Here is a 22,248-nt window from a genome sequence, read left to right on the forward strand (position 1 = left end):
GGGAACGGATCCCGGCCGGTCTCGGCGAAGTGTGAGCCTGCGCGGGAGGGAGTGCCGCCGAGCACCGAGCCCTCGGACTCCGAAGCCGGCACCGTGTTCGGCGGCCGCCCGCCCGGACTGCCGGCCGGCCGGAGCGACCGGTCCCCTGCTGGTGGTGTGCGCGTGTTGCCGGGCTCCAGGACCCACCGCACGCGGCAGAGGGCGGACTCGCCGTCGTCGGGATCGCGTACGTGGCCTCGACGACGAGGCCGGCCGGGACCTGGCGGATCATCACTCGTTACGAGGGTCCGCGCTGCCACCGGGCAGGCTGCTCGCCGGGTTCGGCCGCCAGCGGCGAAGCCGGGCCGGTGCCGTCGGTGTCGCCCCGGGAACCGGCTCGCAGTCCGAGCCGGCATGGAGCGGGTGCCACCCGGAGTCCCTCGTCCGGCGCGGCAGCGCTTCGGGCCGCGCCTGCCGTTCCTGGTCAAGCTCCTGACGGCCGACTCCCCCCCCCCGTCGAAGGCTTCCGGCTCTCCCGCCTGGTGCTGGGCTCGGGGAACAGCGCACGCGCGAGCCGGACGGTCCGGCGCTGCCCGGATCCCGGCCCCAGGTCCTGGTCTGCACCGCCGACGAGATCCGTGTCACCGGTCCGCAGCGCGAGGTCGCGCTCACCGGGGGTGCGTCCGCCTATGTGCCTGCCGGGGAAAGGGTCGCCGTGTCGGGCGAGGGAACGGTTTTCCGGGCCACCACCGGGGACCAGAAGGCCGACGCCCAGCGGGCTCACGACTGAACTCGAACTAAACTTAACCGGTTTTGTCACCATGGTTGAACGGGCGGACCGATCGCCCTAGCCTCTCTCCCAGTCGCCGATCGTGAGGCCCGACCGAGCCGCCGTTTTCCTTGGCGAGGTCGGTGAACGGTCTCCATTCGCGATTTACGTCCCGCCGACCGGTGAGCCGCTGACCACCCTCCGGACGGCGGAATGCCATATCGGCTCGCGCATTTCGCTCTTCCGGCGCACCGCCGGGGCCGGCGCGGGCCGGTGGTCCGGTCACACGCTGAACGGCAGTGCTGTGCGCGCCGGCGCGGGTCGCGCCGACGGCACGCACCATCTTCCTGGGAGCAGTGAATGAGAAGAAAACTGGCCACCGCGGCGGGAGCGTTGCTGGCCTTGGCGGCTTCGATACTGGCCGCACCGGCCCCGGCTCAGGCGGACACCCGAGCCACGGCGGGGTTCCACGTCACCGACGGGCGGCTGCTGGACGCGAACGGCAAGGAGTTCGTCCTGCGTGGCGTGAACCACGCCCACGCCTGGTACCCCACCAGGACGACGCAGGCGTTGAAGGACATCAAGGCGCTGGGCGCGAACTCCGTGCGCGTCGTCCTCGCCACCGGTGACCGCTGGACCAGGAACGACACCGCCGACGTCTCAGCCGTCGTCGCTCAGTGCAGGCAGAACCGGCTCGTCTGCGTCCTGGAGGCACACGACACCACCGGCTACGGGGAACAGGACGGGGCCGTCTCCCTCTCTCGCGCCGTCGACTACTGGACGAGCGTCAAGGACGCGGTGCAGGGTCAGGAAAAGTACGTCATCCTGAACATCGGCAACGAGCCGTACGGGAATTCTGGTTACTCGGCCTGGACTTCCGACACCGAGAACGCCATCGCCCGCATGCGCGCCGCCGGATTCCACCACATGCTCATGGTGGACGCCCCCAACTGGGGTCAGGACTGGTCCTTCACCATGCGCGACCACGCACCGGAGGTATTCGCCTCCGATCCCGAACACAACACCGTTTTCTCGATCCACATGTACGGCGTGTTCAACACCGCCGAGAAGGTCCAGAGCTACCTTTCCCGGTTCACCTCGCAGCATCTTCCCATCGTCGTCGGGGAATTCGGCAACATGCACTCGGACGGCGACCCGGACGAGGACGCCATCATGTCCACCGCCCAGCAGTCGGGCGTGGGCTACCTCGGCTGGTCCTGGAGCGGCAACGGCGGCGGCGTCGAATACCTGGACATGGCGACGGGCTTCGACGCCTCCCGGCTCACCGCCTGGGGGCAGCGGATCTTCACCGGCCCCAACGGCATCCGGCAGACCGCCAAGGAGGCCACCGTCTTCACCGACACCGGTTCCCCCGGCGGCAGTTGCGCGGTCGACTACCGGCTGAGCGACTGGGGCAACTGGTTCAACGCGGACGTCACCATCCGCAACACCGGCACGACCGCCGTCAAGAGCTGGCAGCTCGCCTTCGCCTTCCCCGGTGGCCAGCGGCTCAACTCGGTGTGGAACGCCAGAGCCGTGCAGCAGGGCAGTGAGGTCCGGGTGAGCGACGAGTCCTGGACGGAGACGATACCGGCCGGTGGCACAGTCAGCTTCGGCTTCAACGGCTCCTCGGCCAACGGCACCAACGGCGTCCCGGCCGCCTTCAGTCTCAACGGCGCGACCTGCGCGAGGAGCTGACACGCTCCCCGGCATACCTGATGAGGGCCGCGTCCACGGGGGACGCGGCCCTCGGACGTCGTCAGGACGGGCCCGCCTTCGGCGCCGGCGCGGTGGAGCCGCGCGGGATCGGTGACGACGTCGGCACCTGGCGCCCGCCCGTGCGCGAAGTCGACCAGGACGGCGCCGGCGATCATCCGGCCTCTCCACCACTCCTTGCAGAGGGCGATCTCCTCGCCGTAGAGGGCGATCTCCTCGTCGAGGTCGCGCGCCAGCCGCAGCAGCAGCGAGCAGGACCGCTCCGCCAGGACGCTCTCGGTGCGTCGGCAAGGGACGGCCCGGAACCGACTCGCACGCGGTGAAGCAGCGGCACCCGGGGCCAGCGCCCCTCTCGCACCGCCTCCGCCCAGGCTGCCCCGTCACTCACTAGCGCGGTCGAGGTGCGTGCACCCGCGTCGCGCCGTGATCAGCCTGCTTCAGTCAAGGCGGCATGCGCGGCGGCGAGGATCTCCTCGGAGAGCGGGGAGCCCTTGGTGGCCCGGGACAGGACCAGCGCACCGAACAGGGTGCAGAGACGGACGATGCCGTCCTGGTCGTCACCGGCCAGGAAATCGGCGAAGTCGGCCACTCCCTCGGCGTAGACGCGACGGGCCTCGCGCCCACCGCCGTCGCGCGCGACATCTGTCGCGAGCGCGGCGACCGGACAGCCGTCCGCCGGGTCGTCGCGATGGTCGACGGAGAGGTAGGCGTCGATCAGCGCCTGCTGGGCGGCAGCGCGCCGCCCGTCGTGCCGCTCGAGCCCGGCGCCGTGGCGTTGCGCGAGCTCGGCGAAGGCGTAGGCGGTGGCCTCGTCGACCAGGGCGTCCTTGGAGGCGAACTGCTTGTAGAAGGCGCCGTGGGTCAGGCCGGCCGCCTTCATCAGGTCGGCGACGCTGACCTGCACACCCCGCTCCCGGAACAGCCGGGACGCGGTGTCCACCACCCGCCTGCGGTTCTCCTCCGCCTGCGCCTGCGATACGCGGCCCATGACCACCTCCCATTTGGATGTCGACTGGCATCTATCCTAGACCCGTGTTTAGATTATGTTCATCATCTAAATGGTCGCGGGCGGCCGACTCGCCCGCCACGAACCAGGAGCGAACATGGAACTGAAGAAGGCGGTCGCAGTCGTCACCGGCGCCAACCGGGGCTTGGGGCGGCACTTGGCCATCCAGCTGGTCGAGCGCGGCGCGAAGGTGTACGGCGCGGCCCGGCGCCCCGAGACGGTCGACGTGCCGGGCGTCATCCCGCTGCGGCTGGACGTCACGGACGAGGTGTCGATACGAGAGGCCGCCCGCGTGGCGTCCGACGCGACACTGCTGATCAACAACGCGGGCATCTCCACCGGCGCGACGCTGATGGGAGGCGACGTGGCCGAGGTGCGCCGGGAGATGGAGACCAACTTCTTCGGCCCGCTCGCCGCGACCCGCGCCTTCGCCCCGGTGATCGAGGGCAACGGCGGCGGCGCCGTACTCAACGTCCTGTCCGCGCTGTCCTGGTTGCACCCGGCAGGACTCGGCTCCTACGCCGCGTCCAAGGCCGCCGCCTGGGCGCTGAGCGACGCGACCCGTGAGGAGCTGGCACCGCGCGGGATCACCGTCTCGGCCCTGCACGTCGGCTACATGGACACCGACATGGCCGCCGACGTGCCCGCCGACCAGAAGGTCGCCGCCGCCGACGTCGCGGCCCAGACCCTGCGCGGCATCGAGACCGGTCTGCCCGAGATCCTCGCCGACGAGGTCAGCCGGTACGTCAAGCAGAACCTGTCCGCGGCACCGCGGCCGAACGCGGTCTGACGCTCACCCCACCCTCGGCCCGCCCCCCTCACACTCCGCGGGAAAAGGACACCCCATACGCTGCACGACGTTCGGCCGCCGGACCGGACTGCGCGTGTCCGAGTACGCGCTCGGCACCGCGAACTTCTGCACCGGCTGGGGCGCCTGCGCCGAGCCCGACGAGGCCCGGCGGAGTCGGTGGACCGTCATGAAACGTCGAGGCCAACGCGCTGCTCACCGGGCCCGCCAAGTCGACTGACCCGCTCCGTCTGATCCAGGACGGCCACCTCACACTCCGTCAGGGACAGCGCCGGACGAGCGTCAGGACAATTCCCGAACCCGTCCCTTGCGGAATCGAGGCAGAGCGTCCCCGACCACGCTCCCCGCAGCGAACCCGCAGGTGAGACACGAATCGGGGAACCTGCAGCACGCCCCACACGGTGGGCCATGGAGAACAGGTCGAGGAAGCACCGACGATCCTCGGAAATCGCAAGAAACAGCAGGTCAGAGTTTCTTCGCCGCAGGCTCCAAAATAGCCACGCACTCCACATGATGCGTCATCGGAAACATGTTGCCCCGAATGCACGAGGTAAAAACAGCAGGTCAGAGGGGCTTTCGGGTCCCGAATGAGGGCCAGCGGGCGCCCGGAGCGTCAAATGAGCGTCACGGCCGTACGCCGGTTCGGCACGGACAAGTGGCGTGGCATGGCTACCCGCAGTACGGCAGCACTCCCCCGGTACTACGGAGCCTGACGCGGTGCAGTCGTGTCGGTGCGCCCACTGTGGACGCGCCGCGCGTCAGTCGGCGGGGGGCTCTGTCCCCTGCATGTCGTGATCGATTCCAGCATGCAGGGTGCGGCCGCCCGACGGGATCACCTCGACGAGGCGTTCCTCCTCCGCTTGGGATAGATCCGTGAAGAGTCGAATGGACGTGTTCACGAGCTCCAGTAGGGGGACACTGCCGCGGGGTGGTTTTACCGAGGCGGTCCGGGTGGAGAAGTTGTACCTCACCGGTAGGCCACTTGGCGGCAGGGCTGCTTCGAGTGTCTTGACCAGGGTTCCAGGTCCCAGAGATTCACTGAGGCGGCGGAGACGGTCCCCATGCAAGGCGCCCACCTCTCCTTCGTACGCCACCTTCCCACCACCGTTGACCAGTGTGATGGCCTTGAGGCTCAGCCCTAGAAGCGGCAGACGATTGCCGACCTCGTCGAGGGCCGGCAGTTCGTACGCCGCTCGTGGCGCCGACGATGTCAGGTGCTCGACCTTCTGTGCGAGCGTGACAACGAAGCCGGGCGCGTCGAAACTGAGGACTCCCTCACCCGTAGTCCAGTGCAGGGGGGCGGCGTCACGACGAGCGGCGACAGAGGAAGGGGCTACGCCACAAACCCGGGCGTTCCATGTGCTCAGCGCGGCGCGCATGAGGTGCTGGAGATTGTCGGTGGCGGTGATCCTGCCGTGCCGCAGCAGATCGGTCAGAGTGATCTCATTGGCGATACGGCTCCAGAAGTTCCCATCAGGGATCTCCTGGCCTTCGAGGAGGTAATCGAGGGACAACTCGTCCAGTTGCTGCGGATACCTGGGAGCGCGTTCGAGTGCGGCTACCGGTGCACCACTAGCGCGCCATAAGGTACCCAAGAAGGCCGTCAGGCGGCGCGCGATCGGTGGGGACAGCGTGTCCGAGGCAAACGCAAGCGCGTCCTCAGTCCCCTCACGCTCACCGCGGCGGGCTGCCTGCGCGCCGGTCGTCATGGCACGGGCCAGCCGGGACACGGAGCGCTCGTCAAGGAGGCCCTGGCCCCCTTCAATGACGGTGTTCGCGATCAGACGCCTCAACGCAGCGTCGGCCGATTCGCCAGCGGTCAGCTCCGCGAAAGCCGCCAAGTCCAAGACCAGGGTGTGGTGGTCGATCGCGAGCGAATCCAGGGCGCGGGCATCGAAGGACGGGCGGAGAGCGCCGAGCGCCAGAACAATGGGCCGGTCCTGGCGAGCAAGGCGCCTGATGTCGAACTCGAGCTCGTCCGCGTCCGTCGTGCTGCGCAGGTAGACGTATCGGTCGCTGAGGTCGTCGTCGTGCGGCCATCGCATGACCAGGTCCGGCATGTGGGTGTGGTTGTAATATCCGGTGCGCCTGGTCCGGATCTGCGGATTGATCTGCCGAAGGTGCTGTTCGAGGACTCGTTTGATCTCGGCGAACGAGCGGTACGGGTCGTCCGCCTCGAGTGCCTCCGCGATCGACGATGCGACGGCGTTCACCACTCCCCCTTTAGGGTCAGCTCGTGCGCCAGGATGGCCCGCCACTCGGTGAGGGGCAGCAAACCCTCCTGCTTCTCTGACAGGACGATGCGCCACACGCGCTCGGACACGCTCTGGACCGCGTTCGCGTCGATCCTCTTCCTGGCCTCGTCCTCGGAGATGTCACCGAAGATGCGTTGCCGGTGTTGGACGACAGCGGACTCGATCCTTTGCGGCTCGTGTAGTTGCGACCAACTGTTCACATTGAAGGGGGCCCAGGTGATCCACATGTAGTGATCACCGAAGAGGTACTTCTCCTGGTGCGCGACGTAGCACTTGGCGAGGAACTCGACGAAGTGAGTGCCCTGGTCCGCCGGCCCCTGATAGTGCTTGACCTCCGCGCAGAACTGGTCGCCATGGTACGGGGCGCCCCGCATCGACCCGCCCAGGTCGAAGGAGAAGGTCTGTCCGCCCTCCGGCCAGGCGAGTGTCAGTTTCCTCGCCCAGGCGTCCGAGTCCGTGTTCGCGAAGGCCCCACAGATCCGCATCGTGCCCTCGAGGTAGAGCTTGGCTCTCTTCGCTCCCGTGATTCCCTTTAAGTGGGCGTCCTCTCCAACCACGGTGAGAGTCTAAGCGCCGCGGAGGGGCGGCGGCTGATGGCCGCACTAGCGGGTGGTCCACGATCCAGAGCAGGGGAGTGCTGTGCAGACAACCTGGCGGTGCCGCGAAGGAACGGAGCGGACCACAGGATCCAGGCAGGCAGGGCGACAGCCTTTGCTCAGGCGGCAAATGACCGCACCAGAGCGCCGCACGTGTGTTGTGCTCCTTCTCCCTGAGTCGTCAGGCGACGATCACACAGACGAGAAGGAGGGAGAGCCCGTACAGGGCTATAGCGAGGTGCAGCCCTACCCACAGGCGGTGAAGCCGAATGCGGTGCAGCCGGGGAAACTCGCGGTAGTGCGCCCCGCGTGCTCGGGCGAGCTCTTCATCGGACCCCAGTACGCCCCGGGCCGCCAGGTCTCGGGTCAACGCTCGTGCCTGGGTGAGGTGGTAGGAGGCGCGCTCGTAGTACTTGGCCACGGCCACAGCCCCGTAGACTCCAGTCGTCGCGACGAAGAGGCACAAAGGCAGGACGTTCAGCGTGAACTTCTGCTGGACGATCAGACCGCTCAGGGCTGCCGTGACGATGAGCAGGAGGTTCGTCAATGTGGAGCGCTGGGTCTCACACTGCCGCAGTTGTTCGCGGTGCTCCTTCCAATATGCGCGTATCGCCTCTTCCGACGTCTCGGCCATCAAACCCCCAGTTGAATGCCGGCACCAGCCACCCGGTTCGCCTCGCAGCAGAACCCTCAGCAGTGGAGACACCGTAGCGTGAGGATCTTCATCAGCAGTGCCCGCAAGGGTCTGGAGGAGGAGCGTGACGCCCTTGACGGGCTGGTCCGCGCTCTCGGTCACACGCCGGTCCGGTTCGAGGACTTCTCAGCTCAGACCACGCCGAGCCGGGAAGCCTGCCTGAAAGCTCTGTCGACCGCCGACGCGTGCCTCTTCCTCCTAGGCCCGAACTACGGCCACGTGTTCCCCGAGACAGGGCAGTCAGCAACCCATGACGAATGGGTAGCAGCCCAGCAAGCAGGTATGCCCCGCCTCGTCTATCGCAAGCTGGACGTGACCTTCGAGCCCAGTCAGCACGAGTTCGTACGCGTAGTGGAGGCGTACGCCACCGGCGTATTCCGCGACAGCTTCCGCACGGCTGCGGACCTGCTCCCTAAGGTCGCCGGGAAGATCCGCGAGCTGGAGTCGGGCCCGTCCCCCCTGGCCTACGCCAAGCTGGCCCAGCCACCCACCCTGCACTGGACGCTCGAGGAGGGTACAGGCGGTCTGCAGACCGCCGGCGTGACCACCCTTTTGGAGTTGCACGTCCTACCGCTGGACTCTGCTGGTTACTCGACAAGGGAACTGGAGGCGCTCGGCCACTCGCTGCCGGGCCGTATGCGCCTCACCGGTATGGTCTCGGACGATGTCCCCCTCAGCTCTTCCCGGTCGCAGGGCCATATGGCCATCTCCATCCCGGCCAGTCGCCCCCGTTCGTGGGAAACGCCCCGTCCGGGCCAGCTCGTAGAGGTCCGCCTGTACAAGACGGGCCAGCTCTCCACCCGGGCTCTGCTCCCCCAGGACAGTATGGGGCCGATCCTCGATCCCAATGCCCTGCCCAAGCAGATCGCCGAACTGCTCAAGTTCAGCGGCGCGTTGGACATCATCAGGCAGGACCGCATCGTGGTGGCTGCTGGGGTGTCGGAGCCCGCCATGACCAGCATCGATACCTTCGACCCACGTCAGTCACGGCGCACAGCCAGTCTCGCCGGCTTCGGCAGGTCATTCGCCCTGCGTACCGAACCAGACGAGTCCGTCACCCTGGCGGCCCTGCAGACCGGAGCCGATGAAGTCGCCGAACATCTCGCGCGAGCACTGATCGCGCACCACCCCTCCGCTGCCTGAAGCCGCCTCGACACCAAACGGGCACGGGCCGCCGCCTGCTCCGGTTTGACGTGGCGCGCTGGGTGGCTACGCGCCCTTCGACCTATGCCGCCAAACGGCGTGCTCCAGTCCGCCCTTGTCGTGCCCGAGAAGCACGGCGGCTTCCTCATAGACAGCGCGCAACTGGTCGTACGGGAGGTCCGGAACGCCAGCATCGACGGCGAAGGCGCGCAGATGTACATCAACGGCCACGTGCGAACGGCCAACGAGATTGCCGATGTAGTCGACGCTCTTCGGCCCCACCCCCTTCACCGTGCGCAGAGCGGCGCGATTGTCCGGATGATGTAGCCACGTGCGGAGGTCCTCGCGGGTATCGACCCCATGGGCAGCGAGGAGGTCGGTGATGGAGTGGGCCGTCGCGACCTTCTGGGCGTGGTTGAACTTCATGGCCACGGCGAGGTCTTCCGTGGCGAGCCGGTGTTGGAAGCCGCGGACCGTTCTTGCATCAGGCCAGCTCAACTGCAGATCGAGGAGCCTCGGTCGGAGAGTCCTCTCGTACTTGCACCGGGGCTGGAAGCTGACGTCGCAGATGACAGCACCCATGTGGGTCCATCCGCCGGGCTGCGGAAACGGACCGCTGCCGAGTAGATGTTGAACGTGGTCGGCGAGCCGCCGGGCAGGGCTGGATGTGGGCATGGGCCAATGATGGCGCTGCGGACTGACAATCTGGTTGGAAAGTGCAAAACTCTGGAACGGATAGAGTGAGGGAGGTGCCGTTCCATCGCGCAGTCCCCTCCATGATGGGAAGGCTTCCCATTTCGGCTATCTGGCCTCCGTCGAAACCGGGGCAAGCCGGAAGACGCATTGAACCGTGTTGAACCCGATCACCTCCGCAACGAAGCGGAACTTGTTGCCAACTGCAACGGTTGCAGGGGTTTGCTGGCCAGTCAGGTGCAGGTCGCCGGTGTTGACGTCCTCGTACTTGAAGTTCGGGCCGTCCGTTGTCTGCGGTCCCTTGTCGCCTGGGCCGAGAAGGAAGTCGTAGCGGGTCTGATCATCCCCATAGGACGCCATGTGCCTGATTGACCCGTCGAAGGCGATCGACTGCCCCTCGTGCTTGGTTGCGAAGTTCACGTTCGCTTCGCTGCACGGGTCCGCCTTCAACAGCGCTGCGAACTCGCGATTGTTTTGCGCCGTGATCACCTCAGCGTCGGTCGGCTCATCTGCAGGGGGTGTAGTGGAAGGCTTCTCACCGATGGCCGTCGAACTGGGTGAGGCGCTCTTCTCCTTGTCTCCGTCGCCGAGCGCAACGCCAGTGACGATGATGGCAGCCAAGACCACGAGGACGGCAGCCCCCGCCCCGATCAGACGCCACGGTAGTGGCCTCTTCGGCCGACGAAAGTTGAGGGTGGTGCGAAGTCTGCCTGGGAGCTGTTCCACGAGCTCCCAGCCGTCCTTCTGCATCTTCGAGATGACCAAACCGTCGGTGCCCCGAACCGTCTGCACGACCTTGTACTCGTACTTGATCTCATTGGCCATGCGGCTCCCCGCCCCTGAAGCGAACTGGTCATTGCAACTGGGCGCGAGCATAGAGGACTCCGCGAGTAGCCCGGCATCAGGAACTGCCCGCTCACCACCGGCATTTGCAGCACGCCGCGATCCGGGCAGTGGCCTGCTTTTCAAACGCCTCCACCCCTGTCCTGCACGGACAGGGGTGGAGGAACGTTCATGCAGCTACAGTGAGCGGGGCTTCCATTCGCTCCCAGGCTCCCAGGACTGCCTTGTGAGCGTCCGGCTGCAGGTGGGCGTAGCGCTGCGTGGTCTGAAAGCTTTCATGGCCGAGGAGGTGCTGGACCTCGTAGAGCGAGACTCCCTGCTGCACCAGCCACGAGGCGCACGTGTGGCGCATGGAGTGCGGTGGGTAGTGCGGGACAAGCTGCTGCTCACCGTCGCCGTCAAAGTAGTAGGCGCCTTCTACAGCCGGCCACCAGGTCTGCCTCCGCCAGTTGCCGTCATCGAGGAGTCGCCCAGCCCTGCCCTTGGTGATGGTGGTAAACACCACCGCGTCACGGTCTAGCCCGTAGATGTGGCGCTCAAGTGCCTCCAGGACATGGGATGGCAGCGGAACTTCCCGGCGGCTCTTGGAACTCTTCGGGTACTCCTTGATGCCGCTCTTAGTGTTGACCTCCACCACGAACAGTCGCGAGCGACGCTGGTCGATGCGGTGTCGGTGAAGGCCGGAAAGTTCACCCCAGCGCAATCCGGTGTAGAAGCCGAGCAGGCACATCGTCCTCCAGGGGGACGGCAGTTCGTCCAGGATGCTCTGCGCCTGATCGAGTGTGAACCACTGCGGCGGTTTAACTGCGATCTTGGGCAGGTCGATGCTGCGGCAAGGACTCACCGTGATCACGTCGTCGCCGACGGCCGCGCGCATGATCGAGGACGTCAGGTTGTAGGCCCGCTTGATCGCGGCAGCACCCGTGCCCTTCTCGACCAGGGAGCGGACCCAGCTCTGAACGTCCATTCGGGTGATGGCGCGCATCTCCCAGTCCGCCCAGTAGGGCATGACGTGGTTCTTGATGCAGGAGGCGTCGCCTCGCATGGTGTGGCGCTCGACCACGCGGGCGCTCCACCAACGGTCGTGCCACTCGCGGAACGCGATTTCGCCGGCCCTCGGGTCGCGCATGCTTCCGTGGGCGAACTGGGTTTCCATCTCGATGCCCCAAGCTCGCGCCTGAGCCTTGAGAGGGAATGACTCACTGAACCGGTCTCCTGTCCGGTTGCGTACGGTCGCCTGCCACTTGCCGGACTTCAACTTGCGCAGGTACGCGGCACTACTCCTTTATTCCGGGGACGGTGAGGACCATGCTGACAGCCAAGGTCAGCGGCGGGCGGGCGGGAAAGGGACTGATCTGCTGGTAATGAACTCCTCCAAGCCGGATGCGGGGACACGGACGCGCGAGCGGCCCGTTCCGGTGCGCAGGTCGACGACCGGAAGTTCCCCGGCTGCAATGAAGCGGTAGACAGTGCGGCGATCGACGTCCAAGGCGGCGGCGACAGCGGGAATGGACATCAGACGGGCAGGCATGGTGAGTCCTTGAGAGTGGGATGTGAAAGAAGCCGACGCATCGGTTCAGCTGGCCTGTTGAGCAGGAAGAGGCATTGCCACCCCCAGGCGGAGGCGTACTGGTGATGCCAGAAGGTCGCAGGCCAGCGACGCTTTCGTTCTCCTCTCAGGCTCAAGCGCTGTCCTGCGTTCGGTGCGGCTCCACCGCCAAGCACAACCGACCGCGAACACCCTCAATGGTCGCCACGATCGCCGGTTTGGCTAACCGGCGATCGTGGTCTATGTTCCGGTCGCGCCAGGCAAGAAGACGACCATCGGCTGACACTCACGGCACCAACTGCACGTCTTAACCCCTGTTCTCCTGGTCTTTGACCGCTAGCTGTGTTCGCAGCGCCGCTGCCCCTTCCCTAAACAACACGACCCTTGCGGCCGCACCTTGTAACCGGTGGGCCATTCACCCGCCCACGTGCCTTCAAGGTCTTGTAGATTGACATAGCCCCGCGTGGCGTTCCAGCCTTTGGGCGTGCTTTCTCGTCTGCCGTGAGCGAATACTGAAAGCCGCAAGTCCCTTTAAGTCCCGGAACGCTTAGCAGGTGCGGGCTGCGGACCCTGTCTGGGGCGTTCTCGCTGCTGGCTACAGTTTTCCCCAGCCCGGGCAAAATGACCGCCCGGCCGTAGATCGACCCAGCCGAATGAGTAGGACCGTCGCAGGCCGTTTTGCCACCGACCTCATGCAAACAGTTTGCGCGTCAATCGGAGAAACGGTACTGGGAGGCAACGGCACGCATTTCCTTGGTTACGGCCCGGACGCCGTAGGTCATGAGGGGGTGCACGGCGCTTAGCTCGTGCCCGCAATCCCACACTCCAGATGCAGGCGTACGGAAGGGAACCACGCTTATCCCGTGGGCGGTGAAGGGAACCACACCGAGGTAGCGTGCACCGCCGGTACCGCAGAGGTAGCTCCGGGCCTGGGTGACCGCTGCGAGGTCGGCGAGTCGCTGCGACCGCTCAGAGCGGGCGGGCAAACGACTGCTGTACAGGATGCGGCCCTTCCAGCCCATCAGCCCGAGGAGCATCCGCGTGGATGCCTGGGCCACATCAGCAGTCTTGTCCGTTCGCCAGAACTCGTCGAGCACGGACTCCAATTCCTGCCGGAAGAGCGGCCAGTCAGTGGAGCTGCCGTAGTGCTGCGCGAGCATGTGCATGACTCGTCGACGCGAGCGTTCCGGGTCGACCAGAAGAGCATCCCGGATGAGGGTCGACCGACCATGAGGAAGGTGGGTAGGGATCGAGAGCCATTGACGTCGGCTTGGGTGGGACATGCTGGCCAGCCGGGCCCGGTGCTGGTAGTCGCGGCGGGCAAACTGGACGTCGTCGAGCACGATCCAGTAGTCCGCCGCGAACAGCTTGGCCAGGGTGTTCAGTCGCGGCAGGAAGTTCGGCTGATGGATCGCGCACAGCCCGCCGGGCGCGGGGAGGTCATGAGGCGATGAGTCTGCTGGTGAATCCGGCGCGGATAAGGGACTCGTACGCGGCATGTACGTCCTCCGGGACATGCTGCTCGATGGCGAACCCGAGCTTCGGGTACTCGATAAGACGCTGGAGGTCGCCGACGAGCATGTCGATGACGAGCTTCTCGTCACCGATGCTCTTGAGGTAGTCGTCGAACTCCATGGGCTCCGATGCGCAGGTCACCTCGACCTGGGGCCAGAGTTTGCGGGCGGTGGCGAAGGAGCGGCGCTCCATGTAGGGCTTGGAGACGAGCAGCACGGACTTCGGTGTGATACCGGCAGACGCGAGGACCTCGCGGGACAGGGTGATGTTCTGGCCAGTGTTGCCGGCGTTCGGCTCCACGAGGATCGCTCCATCCGGCACACCAAGGGCGAGGGCGTGCTCGCGGAAGTGCACGGCTTCCCCACGGGGGAATACCTTGGCTGTGGTCGGGCTGTTGCCGCCAGTGAACACGAGAGTGGGGAACAGGCCGGCGCGGTACAGCTCGGCGCTGAAGGCGGCCACGCCGAGGTCGTGACTGCCAAGCCCGATCGCGACGTCGACGGGGCCCACGTCGTGATGCATCTGGTGGAAGTCCCAGACCAGCTTGGCCTTGCTGATCTGCTCCTCGGTGATGGCCGGCTGGTTGTCGGTCACTCGCTTGTCTCCCTGGTCACCGTCGTGTGGGGCGGGCTGCCCCGTCGGCCGTCCTCCGGATGTCCGTGATGCTGCGGAGCTGGTGGCTCAGCCTGTACTGGGCTGCCTCCCTGGCAGCGTCGTCGAGGACGTGTAGCCCATCATCCAGGGTGGCGGGATCGGAGAGCAGGATGTGGCCATATGCGGTGTCCAGGCGTACCCGCTGCATGGGCGAGTCCGTGACGCCTGTACTGCGTGCAAGGTCGATGAGGCGTAGGGCGGCATCGAGGTTCCCGGAACCGCGGTGAGCGAGGGCCAGCTTCTGTTGCGCGACCGACCAATCCTCCTGTTCGGCGAGGTCCTCGAAGACGTGGACCGCTGCTTCCATAACGCTGACCGCATAGTCGTGGTTGCCGTCCTTGCTCAGAGCCGTGCCCACCCACAAACGAGCGCGGGCACGATCACGAGGGGACAATCGATCGTCGGCTGCCAGGTCCTCGTACTGGCGCGCCGCTGTCTCAAGTTCGCCGACCATCTCTGTGACGACGGCTAGGGAGAGATCGAGCTGAGCTACGCGGCGCGGAATCTCCAACTGTGTATAAAGCGAACGAGCGTTGGCGTATGCGCGCTGGGCCGAAAGAGGGCCTACGACGGCCCCTTGGTCTCGCATCAGGTCTCCCTGCAGCGCGGTGGAACGTGCCAGCAAGGACAAGCCCCGTTCATCCAGTTCCGAGGCTTTGTAGCGAGAGGTCCAGCGGTGCAGAAGTGCTTCTGCAAAGGGAAAGTTCTGGCGGGCAAGGGCCACCACTGCGCGCTCCAAGTCGTCGGCCCACGTCTCGTAGTCCCAGGCTCGTGGGCGGGGAATGGTGACGCGCCCGGTCGTTTCCGGAGGGGTGCACCCCTCGGCAAGTTTGGCGAGCTCTGTTTCGAAACGCACGTGGGTCTGCGCGTTCGCCTGGGCCAGCGCTGTATCCAAGATGGCCTGGCTCTCCGTATTGGGTCGCCGCTTGGCCAGAAACTTCTCCCAGTTACTGACGGTATTGACCGAGACGCCCAGTCTTTCGGCGAAGGCACGCACGCTCAAGCGGAGAGCCTTCCGGAGGGCAAGCGCCTCCAGGCCGGTCCATTCATGAACGGTCGCCACGTGCCACTCCTTTCCGTTGCCATCGAAGCACGCTGTGTCGCGTCAGGTGGACGGAAGTGGGACAGAAGTGGGACGGCCGTGGATTCCCTGACCACTCGGCCGCCATCAGGCTCGAAATGCCCCTCCGAAGACGGCCTGATGGACGGTCATGATCTTGGAACCCCTCACCGAACAGCGACACGTCACCGGTCCGCTCGTGTTCGGCTACCTGCGCCTGGTGCGGGTCTCACGTGCTCGTCAGCTGGCCCTGACGATGGCGATCAGCGACTACTGCCGTCGTCACGAGCTGACACTGGCCGGTGTCTACATGGAGCGTTGCTCTTCCACGCCGTACGCGTTCGTGGGCATGCTCGATGCCCTCACGGCCACTCGGTCCTATGGGGTCGTACTTCCCACCCCGTCGCACCTCGGCCCCAAGGCCATAGCGGCTGAACGGCGCAGTCAGCTGACCGAAACCGGCGCCCATCTGCTGCTGATCCGTGGTGAGCAGGCGGCTCCACCAGGCGAAGGCGCCCCATCCCTCGCCGCCGGAGGCACCGAGTGATGAGTGCCTGCCGGTACAGCCCTGCGCGACCGTGGTTGGCGCCTGCTCGGGCGGCTACGTCCCGGCCGGCCGCCAGCATCGCTTGCAGAGGGTGCCTCGAGTCAGCGCTCGGCGGCGTTCCTCCAGTAGTCCTTCAGCATCTCGCTGGGCCACGCGGGCTGGGTGACGTTGCCGCGCGGCAGGAACTCCTTGAAGACCGCCACCAGGTCCACCACCAGCGTGCCGTCGTCCGCATCGAGGTCGACGACGTGCAGGTCCCGTCCGTCGACACGGAGCAACCGCGGGAACGAGGTCGCGAGGCGAGCCGGACGCCGGTGGTTGTGGTGCACGAAGGTTCCCGTCGCCGGCCAGTCCGGGTTGTCCCGCGGGCTGCGCGCGTGGAGGGCAACGTCTTCAGGAGAGCCGAAGTTGAAGAACCAGGTGACCTGGAGGTGAGAGAACTCCTCGATCCCCTGCAGGGTCTCCTCGGGGAACTCCGGGCGCAGCCGAATGATCGACTCCACACCGCCCTTGAAGTCGTCGAGGCGCCCCTTGTGGCCCCCGACTACTTCGGCGATCACCGGCACCTCGATGGACTGTGTGGACACGGGTTCCCCCTTCTCCGCTCGCGGCACGGCGAGGCGGTCAGCCACAGCATGCCCGCCTTCACCACCATGGCGCCGTCAGGCTACTCGTTCGAGTACGGCCTTGGCGCGCTCGTCGATCTCCGCCGCCACGCTGATTCCCCGATTACGGAAAGGGGACAGCACCCGGCGCATGTTCACGGCTGCCTCGCGTGCTCTGCCCGACTGGACGCCCTCCATCGCGTCCAGGGCCTGTGCCCAGGTGTGGCAGGCGGCCTCCACGTTCCCCTTGCGGGCCTGCACGGTGCCCATGTAGCCCAACGTCACCGCGTGGGTCCGGCTGAAGGTGTCGGCCTTCCTGGTCAGCACGCTGTTGTTGAATTCTTGGAGCGCGCCGTCGAGATCGCCGAGCGTCCACAGGGTGCGGGCGGTCTCGTGGGCCAGGGAAGCCCGCTGGAAGAACCACACCCGACTCGGTTCCTCGTCGCCGACGTCCGCCGCAGCAAGGTCGTCCTCGGCCCGGAGAAGCGCTGCGATCGCGGCACGCTTCTGTCCGTCGGCGGCAAGGCTGCGTGCCTGCACCACTCCGAGCAGTGCCCGCTCGCGAGGGGTCGCGAGGGTGTACCGCTTACGCTCCACGGAAGCCGTGGCGAGGTCGACGGCAGCCCTCGGGTGGCCGAGGTCCGTTGCCTGGTGAGCCATCGCCCGCAAGATGTGGCCGGCGAGGGGAGCGTCGTCGGCTTCCGCCGCGAGCTTCAGGGCCAGAGTGAAGTAGCGACGCGCGGCCTCATGGCGGGAGGCGTCGAAGCTCATCCAGCCGGCGACGTACACCGCCTCGGAGGCAGCGGCGAGCAGGGCACGACGGGTGCCGTCGCTGGTGAATATCCCTCCCACATACCTGGCCACGTCGTCGACGAGGTACTGGTAGAGAGCCGTACGGCCGTCCATGCCGCCGTGGCGCTGGTCTCTTCGAGAGAAGAACTCCGTCATCTCACGCACAGCGCTGACTTCGGCGGCCCCGACCCTGCGGCTCGTCGCAGCGGGACGGGACTTTGCCCGTTGGGGAGCCTCATCCCACCACTGCGGTCCAGGCAGAACCAGGCCACCCACCGAGTAGGCGGCGCCGGCCAGCAATCGGCGGCGTTCGAGGTCCACGTCGCTTCTCCCAAGGTCTACCAGCGCAGTCAGCGTATCGACGTTCCACTCCGATGCCGCGACTGCATCCGCGCCCAGCACGGAGAACCCGATCTCAGCTGGTGTGATGGGGCGTTGCAGTCGCCGGGACAACGTCTCGCACAAGATAAGCGGCGCTCTGCCCGAGGGCTGCGTTCCCGCCACCCACATGGCGATGTGCGAGCGGCTGGTGCCCAACAATTCCTTTGCTCCCACCTCGGCCGCGACCCTCACGAAGGCAGCCGCCACTTTCTGCTGCGACCAGCCTGTTTCCGCGATCGCGTCGGCCAGCTTCACGTTCCGCTCGCGCGCCATCGTCTACCTCGGTTCACCAAAACGATCTTTGACGGGTTTGACGGCCCCGGCAGCCGCCGGGAGATACCGCCGCGATGTGATCCACGGTTCGCTCGTGGTCAACGAAACCACCAACTGCCTTTGTCCGGGAGGAAACCGGTGAAGACCAGCCACACGACTGGCGCCGATACCCGGACTGGGTCGGGCGACGGGCGCGCTCCCGCTCCGACGTCCGGCGTACGGCACCTCGACCACTCGCCGCCGGTGGCCGTACTCGTGCAGAACCTCCGCCCCTTCGACCACTCCGACAAGACCGCCGATCGAGTCCTCCGCGGGCTCAAGCACCAGTTGTGAGAAGGTGAGCATGGACCGAATCGAAAGTCTGGGCAGTGTGATCAGCACTCCCGAACGGAAGAAAAGCCTGACGCTCGCCGCCAACGACAGGGCCCCGGGCAAGGCACGGTCTTTCACCCGGGAAGCGCTGACGGCGTGGGGGGTGGAAGACCTTCTGGACCAGGCTGTACTGATCGTCAGCGAGCTCACCACCAACGCCGAGCGGCACGGCCGAACTCCGGGCGTCAGCCTGAGCCTTCCGTCCAGGGTGGAAGGCGAGCCCGTCGAAGAGATCACGCTGACGTTAGCCCTGCAGGCCGGTGTTGTGGGGATCGAGGTCGAAGACAACTCCCCTGAGCCCCCAGTGCCTCAGATCGCCTCGCTCTATGCCACCAGCGGACGGGGCCTACACCTCGTGTCGGCAGCGGCCGACGCCTGGGCTGCCTGCCCCAAGGAAGACGGACGCGGCAAGAGAGTGATCGCTCTCGTGAGGCGCACCGAGTCGCCCTTCACCTCCCAACCCCCTTCCCTTGGAGATCCCTGATGTCATCCCGGCCTACTTCCTCACCCGCGCCGACCTCCGGCGGAACGAGGCGGGGCTTCGACGCCGATGCCGTACGTGTGCTGCTGCTGGACCTGGACGGCGTGCTCGTCGACACCCGCCCGGTCATGGAGCGCGCGTGGCGTCAGGTCCGTAAAGACCACGGCCTCGACGTGCCGTTCGGGGAGTACGAGCGTCACCTGGGTCGGCCCTTCGCCGACATCATGCAGCAGCTCGGGCTCGCTGACGCCGAGCCGATCCACCAGACCTACTCCAAGGCGTCGACGGCCGCCTCTCACCTTGCCCGACAGTTCGACGGCGTCATGGAGGTCCTGCATGCCTTCGCCGCTGCCGACTGGCGCCTGGGGATTGTCACGTCCAAGCCGTTGTCGCGAGCCGCCCCTCTCCTGGCTCAGCTCGGCGTCCCGTTCGGCACGGTGCGCACGCCGAACGGGGTGGGGCGGGGGAAACCCGCGCCAGACCCGATCCTGCTCGCCCTGATCGACCTGGGTGCCGACCCGGCCGATGCGCTGTACGTCGGCGACATGGCGGTCGACCAGGAGGCAGCCCGTCGCGCTGGCGTCTCGTACGTGCATGCGGGCTGGGGCTACGGCACCCCGAGCCCCCCGGCCCCCGTCGTCGCCGCATCGCCGAAGGACCTGCTGCGGCTCATGGACACCGGGCCGATCCTCGAAGGGAGCCTTGTATGACGCCGACCAAGTGCAGCGCCTTGGGCATCGCCCGCGTCGACTCCGATGGCAAGCCCCTGTGGGCGCTGGTCGGCGAGGGCGCGCTCGCGACCATGAAGTCCGACCGGATCACCACGTCCGAACTGGAGGCCCTGCCCTTCGACCCGCGCGACGCGGAAGCAGGGGTCGACCATGTGATGGAGGCCCTCGAAGCGTACGGCGCCGACCTTGCGAGGACGCCGGGTGGCGCGGGGTGGCTGTACGTCCAGCACGTGCCGGCGCGGCGCCTGGTGGCACAGGTCGTACGTAAGCTGGCGGCGCTCAGCGCGTGGGAGCCGTTCGCCAAGGCCCCAGGTCCGCTGAGACTCGCGCCCTACGAAGGACTCGTCGGGCTGCGGTCGAGCAGCTCCCGCGAGTACCGGGCGTACACGGTCACCTGGTCGGGCATCGCTTACCTGCTCGGAGCCGCAGCCCCTCACAACCCCCTCCGATCCGCGCAGTTACGCAACCTCCCTCATGCCCCGACGGTCGCATCGGTGCCGAGCCCGGCTCCCTCGGAGCTTCCAGTGAGCGAGGTGGTGGCGCTGTCGTGGTCGTCCCGTCACGCGGCCACTCTGCTGCCAGTGCTGGAGGAGCTGGCCAGGAACGGGCGCCCCAGCCTCGTGGTGGACTTGGCGACCGACCCGGCGGAGCGGTGCCCGGCTTCGGGGGTCGCGGGGGTGAACCTGTGCTCGCCTCCGCCCAGTCTCTTCGACCTCTCCGGCGCCGTGGACGGGCTGAAGCCGCAGGATGACGGCCACGTCGTTCGAGTCGACGAGCACGAGGTTCAACTGGCGCGAGTGCTCCGCCTCGTATCCGTTCTGTTGGAGACGAGCGGCGGGTGCACCCAGCCGTCTTGGCGATCCGTGGTCCTGGCGGAGACATGGTTGGACGACGTTCTCGCCGCCGCACGGCCGCATACCGTCCTGGTCAGCAACGACACCAGCCCGCTGGGTGCGCTGGCCGTACATGTGGCAGAGCGCCATGGGGTGAATACGGTGCACGTCCAGCACGGGGCCTGGACGGCTGAGTCGGTCGCATGGCCCGCGCTGCACAGCCGCGACATCGTGGTCATGGGTGAGCGGGATCTCCCCCTCGCGAAGGAGTGGGTGCGCCACCCTGACGCCAAAGTCCATGTCCTGGGCCAGCCCCGCTTCGATGTACTCGCTGGCCTCGGCCGCGATACCCAGCGGCGCTACCTGGAAAATCTGCTGGCCCCCGGCCCGCGTCGCAGTCCTGCCCGTATCGCGGTGTGGGCCTGCCAGCCCTTCGGTCCTGACCGGCTCAAGGCCCAGGCCGACCTGCTGCTGGACGGTCTGTGGCAGGCCGGCAGCGACTGGGGCCTCGTCATCGCGCCGCATCCGGCACAGAGCATCGACGTCTTCGCCCCCTTGCTCGAACGGGACGGTCGGCCCCTGGTGGCCGTGGCCGATCCCCGGGTCGGCGCTCGCGGCTGCCTCGCCGGTGCCGACGCTCTGGCGAGCGCCTATTCGACGTGCGGCATCGAGGCCGCGCTGGTGGGCGTTCCGGTGCTCGAATTCGGTTCGCCCGGCGAGCGCACGCTCGGACTCTCCGACCACGGCCTTGCACGGCGATGCAGTACCGCCAATGAAATCGCCGACGCCCTCCTCGCACTGCGCGGTCCGCGCCCGCCTGCCGACCGGGCGGCGACGGACGCGGTGTGCCGGTGGCGCGGCGACAGCGCCGCCCAAGTCGCATGCCTCATCACCCGCCGCTCGGGCGGCCCTGTCATGCACTCCCTCCACATCAACCACGAGGCCCGCAGCGCCGATTCCGGACTGCCGCAGGGCGAAGGAGTACCTGCCCGATGACACACCTGACCGCCGACAGCGTCGCCGAACTCTTCGTCGGCGCTGTCGCCCTGGCCAAGAGCGGCGAGAGGGTCAGCCCTCGTGGCGTGGCGACCCGTGAGGTGCTAGACGTCCACATGCGGCTGACCCAGCCGCGGGCCCGCCTGCTGTACGCACCGCCGGCACGCGTCATCAACCCCGCATTCGCCGTGGCGGAGACTGTGTGGCACCTCTCCGGCTCGGACGCCCCGTGGATTTTCGATTACAACGCGCGCCTGCGGCAGTACGCCGACGACGGTGTCCTGCGGGGCGCGTACGGGCCGCGGATGCGGAAGTGGGCCGGGAACGTGGATCAGCTGAGCCGTGTCGTCGAGATCCTCAAGGAGGACCCCGACTCCCGCCGGGCCCTGATCCAGCTCTACGACCCGGCCCAAGACGCCGCCGGGCACAAGGACGTGCCCTGCACGCTGGGCTTCGGCTTCCATCTGCGCGCCGGCCGCCTGCACATGTCGACGACGATGCGTGGTCAGGACGTGTGGATCGGCATGCCGTACGACCTGTTCTTCTACACCGTGCTGCACGAGCTGGTCGCGGGCTGGCTCGGCGCCGAGCTGGGCGAGTTCCACCACCACGTGGGTTCACTGCACATCTACGAGAACCATCTCGACCAGGCCGAAGAGCTGACCGCGGTGACCGCGAGCGCGGGCATGCCGGACCTCACCACACCGTGGCGGGGTTTCGACGATCTGCTCGCCCAGGTCGAGGCCCGGGACGTGACCGGCCACCCGGGCTGGGACACGATGGCTGAGACACTGCGCAGCTACCGCCTGTGGAAGGACGGCGCGCGTGAGCAGGCGTGGCGGGTCGCCGACAAGATCGACGGACCGCTGGGCGAGGCGCTCATCGCCTGGTACGGCGAGCTGAACCGCCGTGCCAGTGCCTCGACCGCGCGCGAGACGGCGGGGACGCGGTGATGGC

21 protein-coding genes are annotated in these 22,248 nt (G+C 67.1%); 8 read left to right on the forward strand and 13 right to left on the reverse strand.

All coding sequences use genetic code 11. The features are described from left to right. Positions 1-1,108: 1,108 nt before the first annotated feature. Entirely contained in the window at positions 1,109-2,446 is a 1,338-nt protein-coding gene (locus IG64_RS18010) for a cellulase family glycosylhydrolase (RefSeq protein WP_037857365.1), read from the forward strand. A gap of 445 nt (positions 2,447-2,891) precedes the next feature. Here the strand turns inward: IG64_RS18010 and IG64_RS18020 are convergent, their stop codons facing one another. Continuing rightward, positions 2,892-3,452 (reverse strand): TetR/AcrR family transcriptional regulator, encoded by a 561-nt coding sequence (locus IG64_RS18020; protein ID WP_037857369.1) that lies wholly within the window; start codon positions 3,450-3,452, stop codon positions 2,892-2,894. 115 nt (positions 3,453-3,567) lie between these two features. Here IG64_RS18020 and IG64_RS18025 point away from each other — a divergent pair, with 115 nt between their 5' ends. After that, the gene (locus tag IG64_RS18025) at positions 3,568-4,260 is read left to right on the forward strand and encodes an SDR family oxidoreductase (RefSeq protein WP_037857370.1); all 693 of its coding nucleotides are present in this window, start codon (positions 3,568-3,570) and stop codon (positions 4,258-4,260) included. Between the two features lie 776 nt (positions 4,261-5,036). On the opposite strand, the gene IG64_RS18030 is transcribed toward IG64_RS18025, so the two are convergent. The 3 genes from IG64_RS18030 to IG64_RS18040 all read right to left on the reverse strand — a co-directional run bounded on the left by IG64_RS18030 (position 5,037) and on the right by IG64_RS18040 (position 7,763). After that, positions 5,037-6,491: a hypothetical protein gene (locus tag IG64_RS18030; RefSeq protein ID WP_037857373.1), complete on the reverse strand. Its 1,455-nt coding sequence runs from the start codon at positions 6,489-6,491 to the stop codon at positions 5,037-5,039. Continuing rightward, a complete protein-coding gene (locus tag IG64_RS18035) occupies positions 6,488-7,018 on the reverse strand; it encodes a hypothetical protein (protein ID WP_037857375.1) in 531 nt (176 codons plus the stop codon). Before IG64_RS18035 ends, IG64_RS18030 begins: the two co-directional genes overlap by 4 nt. Before the next feature lie 292 nt (positions 7,019-7,310). Continuing rightward, positions 7,311-7,763, reverse strand: a complete 453-nt coding sequence (locus IG64_RS18040; RefSeq protein ID WP_037857376.1) for a hypothetical protein — start codon at positions 7,761-7,763, stop codon at positions 7,311-7,313. A gap of 78 nt (positions 7,764-7,841) precedes the next feature. Between IG64_RS18040 and IG64_RS18045 the strand changes: the two genes are divergently transcribed. Beyond that, positions 7,842-8,966: a DUF4062 domain-containing protein gene (locus tag IG64_RS18045; protein WP_037857379.1), complete on the forward strand. Its 1,125-nt coding sequence runs from the start codon at positions 7,842-7,844 to the stop codon at positions 8,964-8,966. 66 nt (positions 8,967-9,032) lie between these two features. Here IG64_RS18045 and IG64_RS18050 read toward each other — a convergent pair whose 3' ends face one another. The 7 genes from IG64_RS18050 to IG64_RS18075 all read right to left on the reverse strand — a co-directional run bounded on the left by IG64_RS18050 (position 9,033) and on the right by IG64_RS18075 (position 15,283). Next, positions 9,033-9,641 (reverse strand): hypothetical protein, encoded by a 609-nt coding sequence (locus IG64_RS18050; protein WP_199811614.1) that lies wholly within the window; start codon positions 9,639-9,641, stop codon positions 9,033-9,035. Between the two features lie 126 nt (positions 9,642-9,767). After that, on the reverse strand, positions 9,768-10,484 hold the full coding sequence (locus IG64_RS18055; protein WP_037857500.1) for a DUF4839 domain-containing protein: 717 nt from the start codon (positions 10,482-10,484) through the stop codon (positions 9,768-9,770). Between the two features lie 187 nt (positions 10,485-10,671). After that, a complete protein-coding gene (locus IG64_RS18060; RefSeq protein ID WP_234438538.1) occupies positions 10,672-11,658 on the reverse strand; it encodes a tyrosine-type recombinase/integrase in 987 nt (328 codons plus the stop codon). A 168-nt stretch (positions 11,659-11,826) separates the two neighbouring features. Next, on the reverse strand, positions 11,827-12,033 hold the full coding sequence (locus IG64_RS38910; RefSeq protein ID WP_078884069.1) for a helix-turn-helix domain-containing protein: 207 nt from the start codon (positions 12,031-12,033) through the stop codon (positions 11,827-11,829). 728 nt (positions 12,034-12,761) lie between these two features. Further along, positions 12,762-13,550, reverse strand: coding sequence for a WbqC family protein (locus tag IG64_RS18065; protein WP_107474287.1), 789 nt, complete (start codon positions 13,548-13,550; stop codon positions 12,762-12,764). Continuing rightward, entirely contained in the window at positions 13,492-14,160 is a 669-nt protein-coding gene (locus IG64_RS18070) for a YdcF family protein (protein WP_037857387.1), read from the reverse strand. Before IG64_RS18070 ends, IG64_RS18065 begins: the two co-directional genes overlap by 59 nt. Positions 14,161-14,176: 16 nt before the next feature. After that, positions 14,177-15,283, reverse strand: coding sequence for a helix-turn-helix domain-containing protein (locus tag IG64_RS18075; RefSeq protein ID WP_037857389.1), 1,107 nt, complete (start codon positions 15,281-15,283; stop codon positions 14,177-14,179). 148 nt (positions 15,284-15,431) lie between these two features. Here IG64_RS18075 and IG64_RS18080 point away from each other — a divergent pair, with 148 nt between their 5' ends. Continuing rightward, positions 15,432-15,827, forward strand: coding sequence for a hypothetical protein (locus tag IG64_RS18080; protein ID WP_051813025.1), 396 nt, complete (start codon positions 15,432-15,434; stop codon positions 15,825-15,827). A 101-nt stretch (positions 15,828-15,928) separates the two neighbouring features. Here IG64_RS18080 and IG64_RS18085 read toward each other — a convergent pair whose 3' ends face one another. Both IG64_RS18085 and IG64_RS18090 read right to left on the reverse strand, forming a co-directional pair. Further along, entirely contained in the window at positions 15,929-16,414 is a 486-nt protein-coding gene (locus tag IG64_RS18085) for a TrmO family methyltransferase domain-containing protein (RefSeq protein ID WP_037857391.1), read from the reverse strand. A gap of 75 nt (positions 16,415-16,489) precedes the next feature. Continuing rightward, positions 16,490-17,878, reverse strand: a complete 1,389-nt coding sequence (locus IG64_RS18090; RefSeq protein WP_037857393.1) for a hypothetical protein — start codon at positions 17,876-17,878, stop codon at positions 16,490-16,492. Between the two features lie 343 nt (positions 17,879-18,221). On the opposite strand from IG64_RS18090, the gene IG64_RS18100 reads away from it, so the two are divergent. The 4 genes from IG64_RS18100 to IG64_RS18115 all read left to right on the forward strand — a co-directional run bounded on the left by IG64_RS18100 (position 18,222) and on the right by IG64_RS18115 (position 22,244). Then, entirely contained in the window at positions 18,222-18,734 is a 513-nt protein-coding gene (locus IG64_RS18100; protein ID WP_051813026.1) for an ATP-binding protein, read from the forward strand. A gap of 77 nt (positions 18,735-18,811) precedes the next feature. Next, a complete protein-coding gene (locus IG64_RS18105) occupies positions 18,812-19,441 on the forward strand; it encodes an HAD family hydrolase (protein ID WP_234438539.1) in 630 nt (209 codons plus the stop codon). Beyond that, entirely contained in the window at positions 19,438-21,291 is a 1,854-nt protein-coding gene (locus tag IG64_RS18110; protein WP_037857398.1) for a hypothetical protein, read from the forward strand. The genes IG64_RS18105 and IG64_RS18110 overlap by 4 nt, the downstream gene beginning before the upstream one ends. Then, on the forward strand, positions 21,288-22,244 hold the full coding sequence (locus IG64_RS18115; RefSeq protein WP_037857401.1) for a thymidylate synthase: 957 nt from the start codon (positions 21,288-21,290) through the stop codon (positions 22,242-22,244). The genes IG64_RS18110 and IG64_RS18115 overlap by 4 nt, the downstream gene beginning before the upstream one ends. Positions 22,245-22,248: the final 4 nt, after the last annotated feature.

This window comes from Streptomyces sp. NRRL S-340, from assembly GCF_000720185.1.
Taxonomy (GTDB): Bacteria; Actinomycetota; Actinomycetes; order Streptomycetales; family Streptomycetaceae; genus Streptomyces.